8 protein-coding genes and 1 pseudogene are annotated in these 8,959 nt (G+C 69.7%); 8 read left to right on the top strand and 1 reads right to left on the bottom strand.

Annotated elements, in window-relative coordinates; genetic code table 11:
• The first annotated feature begins 142 nt into the window (after nt 1-142).
• The 4 genes from sepIVA (at nt 143) to mutM (ending at nt 3,168) form a co-directional block, all read left to right on the top strand.
• Nucleotides 143-880 carry a cell division protein SepIVA gene (gene sepIVA / locus A5711_RS25315; protein ID WP_066952700.1) on the top strand — a complete coding sequence of 246 codons (738 nt, stop codon included), beginning with the start codon at nt 143-145 and terminating at the stop codon, nt 878-880.
• A gap of 59 nt (nt 881-939) precedes the next feature.
• On the top strand, nt 940-1,518 hold the full coding sequence (locus A5711_RS25320) for a DUF177 domain-containing protein (RefSeq protein ID WP_197520865.1): 579 nt from the start codon (nt 940-942) through the stop codon (nt 1,516-1,518).
• Nucleotides 1,515-2,228 (top strand): ribonuclease III, encoded by a 714-nt coding sequence (gene rnc, locus A5711_RS25325; protein WP_067951333.1) that lies wholly within the window; start codon nt 1,515-1,517, stop codon nt 2,226-2,228. Before A5711_RS25320 ends, rnc begins: the two co-directional genes overlap by 4 nt.
• A 79-nt stretch (nt 2,229-2,307) precedes the next feature.
• Nucleotides 2,308-3,168: a DNA-formamidopyrimidine glycosylase gene (gene mutM / locus A5711_RS25330; protein WP_067951336.1), complete on the top strand. Its 861-nt coding sequence runs from the start codon at nt 2,308-2,310 to the stop codon at nt 3,166-3,168.
• A 27-nt stretch (nt 3,169-3,195) separates the two neighbouring features.
• Here the strand turns inward: mutM and A5711_RS25335 are convergent, their stop codons facing one another.
• Complete coding sequence (locus tag A5711_RS25335) at nt 3,196-3,972, bottom strand: PIG-L deacetylase family protein (protein ID WP_067951337.1); 777 nt, start codon at nt 3,970-3,972, stop codon at nt 3,196-3,198.
• A gap of 54 nt (nt 3,973-4,026) precedes the next feature.
• On the opposite strand from A5711_RS25335, the gene A5711_RS25340 reads away from it, so the two are divergent.
• The 4 genes and pseudogenes from A5711_RS25340 to A5711_RS25355 all read left to right on the top strand — a co-directional run.
• A complete protein-coding gene (locus A5711_RS25340; protein ID WP_067951339.1) occupies nt 4,027-4,440 on the top strand; it encodes an OsmC family protein in 414 nt (137 codons plus the stop codon).
• Nucleotides 4,427-4,720, top strand: coding sequence for an acylphosphatase (locus A5711_RS25345; protein ID WP_067951340.1), 294 nt, complete (start codon nt 4,427-4,429; stop codon nt 4,718-4,720). Before A5711_RS25340 ends, A5711_RS25345 begins: the two co-directional genes overlap by 14 nt.
• A 174-nt stretch (nt 4,721-4,894) precedes the next feature.
• The gene (smc, locus tag A5711_RS25350; protein ID WP_067951342.1) at nt 4,895-8,509 is read left to right on the top strand and encodes a chromosome segregation protein SMC; all 3,615 of its coding nucleotides are present in this window, start codon (nt 4,895-4,897) and stop codon (nt 8,507-8,509) included.
• Nucleotides 8,510-8,555: 46 nt separating this feature from the next.
• A pseudogene (locus tag A5711_RS25355) lies at nt 8,556-8,959 on the top strand (signal recognition particle-docking protein FtsY); the annotation flags it as partial.

An 8,959-nucleotide genomic window follows, 5' to 3' on the forward strand; every position in this document is an offset into this window, starting at 1 on the left:
AGTCCGCGGCGGGGTTTCTGCGGTGTTTTGCGTCGTTGTCGCGGCCAAATGTCCGACACACCGCCTCGCCACCGCTGTCACAAAGGCAACACCAGGCACACTGGTAACAACACGTTTTTGCAGACGCCAGGAGGAAATGGCCGTGTACAGAGTCTTTGAAGCGCTCGACGAATTGAGCGCCATCGTTGAAGAAGCACGCGGCGTTCCGATGACGGCCGGCTGCGTGGTGCCGCGCGGTGACGTGCTGGAACTGATCGACGACATCAAGGATGCGATCCCCGGCGAGCTGGATGACGCCCAGGACGTGCTCGACGCGCGCGACTCGATGCTGCAGGACGCCAAGTCGCACGCCGACTCCATGGTTTCTTCGGCGACCACCGAGTCGGAGTCGATGCTCAACCACGCCCGCGCGGAGGCCGACCGGCTGTTGTCTGACGCGAAAGCGCAGGCCGACCGCATGGTGAGCGAGGCGCGCCAGCACAGCGAGCGGATGGTCGGCGAGGCGCGCGAGGAGTCGATGCGCATCGCCACGGCGGCCAAACGCGAGTACGAGGCCAGCGTCGGCCGGGCGCAGGCCGAGGCCGACCGGCTGCTCGAGAACGGCAACATCTCCTACGAGAAGGCCGTGCAGGAGGGCATCAAGGAGCAGCAGCGCCTGGTGTCGCAGAACAGCGTGGTGGAGGCGGCCAATGCCGAGGCCACCCGCCTCATCGACTCGGCGCACGCCGAGGCCGATCGGTTGCGCGGTGAATGCGACATCTACGTCGACAACAAGCTCGCCGAGTTCGAGGAATTCCTCAACGGCACCCTGCGCTCGGTCGGGCGCGGTCGTCACCAACTCCGGACGGCGGCCGGTACGCACGACTACGCGGTGCGCTAGCGCGTCAACCGGGCCGCCGCGCCCTGGAAATATGCGGTTCGGGCCGTAGGATTTCTGATATGACGCGGCAGCACAGCACCACCTCGCAGCGCCATCTGAGCTCGCCGATGACGATTGACATCGCCCGGCTCGGGCGGCGCCCCGGGGCGATGGTGACCCTGCGGAAGGCTGTACCCGCGCCGTCGCGCATCGGGCTGGACATGATCGCGATCGAGGCGGGCGCTCCGTTGGAACTCGACCTGCAAGTTCAGTCGGTCTCCGAGGGCGTATTGGTGACGGGCACGGTGGATGCGCCGACCGCCGGCGAATGCTCCCGTTGCCTGACCCCGGTCAAGGGGCACGTGCAGGTCCGGTTGACCGAACTGTTCGCCTACCCCGACAGCACGACCGAGGCGACCACCGAGGAAGACGAGGTTGGTCACATCGTCGACGACATCATCGACCTCGAGCAGTCGATCGTCGACGCCGTCGGACTGGAGCTGCCGTTCGCACCCCTGTGCACGCCCGACTGCCCCGGGCTGTGCCCCGAATGCGGTGTTGCCCTCGCGACCGAGCCGGACCATCAGCACGACCGCATCGACCCGCGGTGGGCCAAGCTGGCGGGAATGTTCCCCGAGCCGCCGCGGGGTGAGCAGTGACGTCACGGCAAGACCTGCTCGATGCCCTCGGGGTCGAGCTGCCCGACGAACTGCTCTCGCTCGCGTTGACGCACCGCAGCTACGCCTACGAGCACGGCGGGCTCCCGACCAACGAACGCCTGGAATTCCTCGGTGACGCGGTGCTCGGCCTGACCGTCACCGACGAGCTCTACCATCGGCATCCCGACCGTTCGGAAGGCGACCTGGCCAAGCTGCGGGCCAGCGTCGTCAACACTCAGGCGCTGGCCGATGTCGCGCGCAAGCTGTCCGCGGACGGCCTGGGCGTTCACCTCTACCTCGGGCGCGGGGAAGCCAACACCGGCGGCGCGGACAAGTCGAGCATCCTGGCCGACGGCATGGAATCGCTGCTGGGCGCCATCTACCTGCAGCACGGCATCGACAAGGCCCGCGAAGTGATCCTGCGGTTGTTCGGCGCGCTGCTGGACGCCGCGCCGACCCTGGGCGCCGGGCTGGACTGGAAGACCAGCCTGCAGGAGCTGACCGCGGCACGCGGCATGGGTGCGCCGTCCTACGTCGTCACCTCCACCGGCCCGGACCACGACAAGGAATTCACCGCCGTCGTCGTCGTGATGGACACCGAATACGGCTCCGGGGTGGGGCGCTCCAAGAAGGAAGCCGAGCAAAAGGCCGCGGCGGCCACCTGGAAAGCGCTGGAAGTGCTGGACACCGCGGGACAGTCGTCCGCCTGACGTCGTGGTGATGACCCGTCCCCCGCAAGCGGGAGGTGCCCCCATCGCCCGGCTTCGCCGCGCTTGCGATCATCACTAGATGCCCGAGCTGCCCGAAGTCGAGGTGGTGCGCCGCGGCTTGCAGTCCCGCGTGGTGGGCAAAACGATCACGGCCGTCCGGGTGCACCACCCGCGCGCCGTGCGCCGTCACGAGGCCGGGCCCGCCGATCTAACCGCCCGGCTGCTCAACGCCCGGATCACCGGCACCGATCGGCGGGGCAAGTACCTGTGGCTGATGCTCGACGGTCCGGACCAGCCCGACACCGCGCTCGTCGTGCACCTCGGCATGAGCGGGCAGATGCTGCTGGGGGAAGTGCCGCGCGCCGACCACGTCCGCATCTCCGCGCTGCTCGACGACGGGACCGTGCTGAGCTTCGCCGACCAACGCACCTTCGGTGGGTGGATGCTTGCCGATCTGGTGAGCGTGGACGGCAGCGTCGTGCCGGTCCCCGTCGCGCACCTCGCCCGTGACCCGCTGGACCCACTCTTCGACCGCGATGCTGTCGTTAATGTCTTGCGGCGCAAGCATTCCGAGATCAAGCGACAGCTCCTGGACCAGACGGTGGTTTCGGGCATCGGCAACATCTATGCCGACGAGGCGCTGTGGCGGGCCAAGGTCAACGGCGCGCGGATCGCCGCCGGGTTGAGCCGCCGCCAGCTGGCCGCCGTCCTGGACGCCGCGGCCGACGTGATGCGCGACGCGCTGGCGCAAGGCGGGACGTCGTTCGACTCGCTGTACATCAACGTCAACGGTGAATCCGGTTACTTCGACCGGTCGCTGGACGCCTACGGCCGCGAGGGGCAGAACTGCCGGCGCTGCGGCGCGGTGATGCGGCGGGAGAAGTTCATGAACCGGTCGTCGTTCTACTGCCCGAAATGTCAGCCGCGGCCGCGGGTTTGACGCCCACTCGAGCGGGCCTACGGCGGATCAGTCGAAGATGTCCCGTCGGGCGGACCCCGGGGGCAAGGCCGGGTCGACAAACCACTCGCGCGGAAACAGCACGCCGAACGCCTGGGGCGGCAGTCGAAGCAGGACCCCGTATATACGGGCGGCCACACTGGAATCGCCGATCTGCGAGCGGTGGGCGGCGAACGCGTCTCGCTTCTGGCGCGCGAACCCGAAGACGTCGATGCGGTGGGTGATGCTTGCCCGCGGCGCGTACGCGGTGCGCGCAATGTCCGGCTCGTAGGGCGCCGGCAGCCGCAGCAGACCGGCGAGCTGGCCGACGCGCACAAGTAATTCGCGCGGCATCGTCGCCTCCAGCACACGCGGGGTCGCCGCGAGCTGGGCGCCCCGCTTGCCAACGTGATGCACCTGCACGTGATCCCGGTGGCCGTAGCCGCCGTTGGGCTCGTAGCTGAGCAGGATGTCCGCGTCTTCCTCGCTGAGTATCGCGGCGAGCCGCTGCGCCGCCTCCTCGACGTTTGCTCGCCCGAAGCGGACCCGTCCGGGCGGATCCGGGTAGAACACCGGGCCATAACCGCTATCGGCATAGCCGAGGCACTCAACCCGCTGCGCCCCCAAAATGTCTGCGCTCGAACGTAATTCGTCCAGCCGGAAATCGCTTTCCGCGTTGTGCACGCGCCCATCGGTCGCGCTGACGACGACCACGCGATGCCCGCCTGCCGCCGCCCGAGCGATAGTGCCTCCGGTGAGGATTACCTCGTCGTCCGGATGTGCGTGGAATGCGACCACGGTGGCCATGAAACGCAGTATGCCCGCGGCGCACGGTACGCACCGCCCGGTAAAAAGTAGGGCATGACCGAACTCTGGGTGGAGCGCACGGGATCGCGCCGTTACACCGGATACAGCTCGCGCGGTGCGCAGGTCCTCATCGGCTCGGAGGACGTGGAGGGCGTGTTCACCCCCGGCGAGCTGCTGAAGATCGCCCTCGGCGCGTGCAGCGGGATGTCCAGCGACCAGCCGCTCGCCCGCCGGCTCGGCGACGACTACAAAGCGGTGGTCAGGGTGTCCGGTGACGCCGACCGCGAACGCGAGGTCTACCCGATGCTGGAAGAGACGCTCGAACTCGACCTGTCCGGACTCTCCGCGGAGGAGAAGGAGCGGCTGCTGGTGGTCGTCGAGCGGGCGATCGACCTGGTCTGCACCGTGGGGCGCACGCTGAAAGCCGGCACGCAGGTGAACTTCAAGGTCGCCGATGTCGGATCCTGACGTCCGGCTCACCGCCTGGGTGCACGGGACGGTCCAGGGAGTCGGCTTTCGCTGGTGGACGCGCTCCCGGGCGCTCGAGCTCGGGCTCACCGGCTATGCGGCCAACCAGGCCGACGGCCGCGTCCTGGTGGTCGCTCAGGGGCCGCGAGAGGCCGGCGAGAAGCTCCTGGCGCTGCTGGAAGGCGGCGAGTCGTGGCCGTCCCGGCCGGGCCATGTCGAGAAGGTCGTCGCCGACTGGTCGCAGCCGCAGGAACGATACGAAGGCTTCGTCGAGCGCTGACGCCGTGATAGCGCCGGCGCTATCGCGTCGCAGCGCCCAGCATCGCTTCCGTTCCCGTGACTGATGTGGTCACTGTGGCCAGTGCGTCGACTGTGTTCAGCGGCCGTATTTCGACCCCGGCGACACCCCGCGGTGCGGGCAGCACGGGCGATTTGAGCGGTAGTCTGGCTCGCCGTGTACCTCAAGAGTCTGACGCTGAAGGGCTTCAAGTCCTTCGCATCGCCGACGACTCTGCGTTTCGAGCCGGGCATCACCGCGGTCGTCGGGCCCAACGGTTCCGGTAAATCCAACGTCGTCGACGCCCTGGCCTGGGTGATGGGGGAGCAGGGAGCAAAGACCCTGCGCGGCGGCAAGATGGAAGACGTCATCTTCGCCGGCACCTCGTCGCGTGCCCCACTGGGCCGCGCCGAAGTCACCGTCACCATCGACAACTCCGACAACGCGCTGCCGATCGAATACTCGGAGGTGTCGATCACCCGGCGCATGTTCCGTGACGGCGCCAGCGAATACGAAATCAACGGTGCCAGTTGCCGTTTGATGGATGTGCAAGAGCTGCTGAGCGATTCCGGGATCGGCCGTGAGATGCACGTCATCGTGGGGCAGGGCAAGCTCGACGAGATCCTGCAGTCGCGACCCGAAGACCGGCGCGCCTTCATCGAAGAGGCCGCCGGTGTGCTCAAGCACCGCAAGCGCAAGGAGAAGGCGCTCCGCAAACTCGACGCGATGTCGGCGAACCTGGCCCGGCTCACCGACCTGACCACCGAGCTGCGCCGCCAGCTCAAACCGCTGGGCCGCCAGGCCGAGGTGGCCCGTCGCGCCCAGACCATCCAGGCCGACCTGCGTGACGCCCGGTTGCGGCTGGCCGCCGACGACCTGGTCAGCCGGCAGGTGCAGCGCGACGCCATCTTCGAGGCCGAGGCCGCCATCCGCCGCGAGCACGACGAGGCCGCCGCCCGCCTGGCCCTGGCGTCCGAGGAGCTGACCGCGCACGAGGCGGCGGTGGGCGAACTGTCGGTGCGCGCCGAATCCGTCCAGCACACCTGGTTCGGGCTGTCCGCGCTGGCCGAACGGGTCGCCGCGACGGTCCGCATCGCCAGCGAACGCGCCCAACATCTCGATGTGGAACCGGCGCCGCCCAGTGACAACGACCCCAGAAAGCCTGAAGAGCTGGAAGCGGAGGCCGAGCGGGTAGCCGTCGCCGAGCGGCAGCTGCTGGCCGAATTGGCCGAGACACGCACGCGGCTCGATGCCGCCCGGGCCGAACTGGGCGAGCGTGAACGCGAGGCCGCCGAGGCCGACCGGGCCCACCTGGCTGCGGTGCGGGCCGAGGCGGACCGCCGGGAGGGCCTGGCGCGGCTGGCCGGTCAGGTGGAGACCATGCGGGCGCGCGTCGAATCGATCGACGACAGCGTCGCGCGGCTGTCCGAACGCATCGAGCAGGCCGCCGCCCGCGCGCAGCAGTCCAAGGCGGAATTCGAAACCGTGCAGGGACGCGTCGGCGAACTCGACCAGGGTGAGGTGGGCCTGGACGAGCACCACGAGCGCACCGTGGCCGCGTTGCGGTCGGCCGACGCGCGCGTCGCCGAACTGCAATCCGCCGAACGTGACGCCGAACGCCGGGTGGCCTCGCTGCGGGCCCGCATCGACGCGCTGTCGGTCGGGCTGGAGCGCAAGGACGGCGCGGCTTGGCTCACCGAAAACCACTCTCAGGCAGGGCTTTTCGGGCCGATCGCCAAGCTGGTCAAGGTCCGCCCCGGCTATGAGGCGGCGCTGGCCGCGGTGCTGGGATCGGCGGCCGACGCGCTGGCCGCCGAGAGCTTCGGCGCGGCCCGCTCCGCCGTCGCCGCCCTCAAACAGGCCGACGGCGGCCGCGCGGCGCTGGTGCTCGGTGACTGGCCCGCCGACCACCCCGCAGCGCGCGACACCCTGCCGGGCGCCGCCCTGTGGGCGCTGGACCTGATCGAAGCGCCCGCGCGGCTGCGCGGAGCCATCACGGCGATGCTCTCGGGGGTCGCGGTGGTCGACGACCTGGATCAGGCGCTCGAGCTGGTCGCGGCGCGACCGCAGTTGCGCGCGGTCACCCTCGACGGCGACCTGGTGGGCGCGGGCTGGGTGAGCGGGGGCTCCGACCGCAAGCTGTCCACGCTCGAGGTGACTTCGGAAATCGACAAGGCCGGCAGCGAGCTGGCCGCCGCGGAAGCGCAGGTCGCCCAGCTGACCGCGGCGCTCTCCGGCGCGCTGACCGAGCAGGCCGCCCGCCAGGACTCCGCTGAGCAGGCACTGGCCGCGCTCAACGAGTCCGACACCGCGATCTCGGCGATGTATGAGCAGCTGGGCCGGCTTGGGCAGGAAGCGCGCACGACCGAAGACGAGTGGAACAGGCTGCTGCGGCAGCGCGAGGAGCTCGAATCCGGCCGCGCGCAGACGCTCGAGGAAGTCACCGAACTGGAGAACCGGCTGCGCAACGCTCAAGAGACGCAGCACGTGGACGCGGAAGAACCCAGCCATGCGGAGGTCCGTCAGCGGATCGCCGCCGCCGCGGAGGCCGCCCGCAGCGCCGAGGTGGAGGCCCGGTTGGCGGTGCGGACCGCCGAGGAGCGGGCCAATGCGGTGCGCGGGCGCGCGGATTCGCTGCGCCGTGCCGCGGCCGCCGAACGCGAGGCGCGGGTGCGGGCTCAACAGGCTCGCGAGGCGCGGCTGCGCGCGGCCGCCGTCGCCGCCGCGGTGGCCGACGCCGGCCGCCTGCTGGCGCAGCGGCTGGGCGGGGTGGTCGCCGCGGCGTCGAAGATCCGCGACGCGTTGGCGGCCGAACGCCAGGAGCGCGCGACCGCGATGGCGGCGGTGCGCGAAGAGGTCAACGCGTTGAGCGCCCGGGTGGCCACCCTCACCGACTCGCTGCACCGAGACGAGGTGGCCAACGCGCAGGCGGCCATGCGCATCGAGCAACTCGAGCAGATGGTGCTCGAGCAGTTCGGAATGGCGCCGTCCGACCTGATCGCCGAGTACGGACCGGACGTGGCCCTGCCGCCGACCGAGCTCGAGATGGCGGAATTCGAGCAGGCCCGGGAACGCGGTGAGCAAGTGGTCGCGCCCGCCCCGATGCCGTATGACCGGGCCACCCAGGAGCGGCGGGCCAAACGCGCCGAGCGGGAACTGGCGGAGCTGGGCCGGGTCAACCCGCTGGCGCTGGAGGAGTTCGCCGCACTGGAGGAGCGCTACAACTTCCTGTCCACGCAACTCGAGGACGTCAAGGCGGCCCGCAAGGACCTGCTCGACGTCGTCGCCGACGTCGATGCCCGCATCCTGCAGGTGTTCAGCGACGCCTTCGCCGACGTGGAACGCGAATTCTCCGAAGTCTTCACCGTGCTGTTCCCCGGCGGCGAGGGCAGGCTGCGACTCACCGATCCGGACGACATGCTCACGACCGGCATCGAGGTGGAGGCCCGTCCGCCCGGCAAGAAGATCACCCGGCTCTCGTTGCTGTCCGGTGGCGAAAAGGCGCTGACCGCGGTGGCGATGCTGGTGGCCATCTTCCGCGCCCGCCCGTCGCCGTTCTACATCATGGACGAGGTGGAGGCCGCGCTCGACGACACCAACCTGCGCCGGCTGATCAGCCTGTTCGAGCTGCTACGGGCCCGGTCGCAGCTGATCATCATCACGCACCAGAAGCCGACGATGGAGGTCGCCGACGCGCTGTACGGCGTCACCATGCAGGGCGACGGCATCACCGCGGTCATCTCACAGCGGATGCGCGGGCAGCAGGTGGAGCAGCTGGTCTCGAGTTCCTAGCACCCGCGCCGGGGGCTCGCTCTCCCGCGGCTGAAACAATGTCAGCGTGTCCCAAGGTCTTTGGATCGCCATCGCGGTCGTCGCTGTCCTGGTTGTCATCACGGCGCTGGTCCTGGGCCTGGTGCGGTACCGCCGCCGGCGGATCAGCTTCACGGCCAAGCCGGAACCCGGCGCGATCGACCGGTCGGGCGGCTACACCGCGTCGTCGGGCATCACCTTCAGCCAAACCACAAGGGCCGATTTGGGGGCCGATCGGCTCGACACCACCGGCCTGCCCGCGGTAGGCGACGACGCCACCATTCCTCGCGACGCACCGCGGCGCACCATTTCGGAGGTCGAACTCCCCGAACCGGAGACCCTGGAGACCCCGCCCCCGCCGCCGGCGGATCAGCTTCACGGCCAAGCCGGAACCCGGCGCGATCGACCGGTCGGGCGGCTACACCGCGTCGT

Source organism: Mycobacterium sp. E2238 (assembly GCF_001672665.1).
GTDB lineage: Bacteria > Actinomycetota > Actinomycetes > Mycobacteriales > Mycobacteriaceae > Mycobacterium.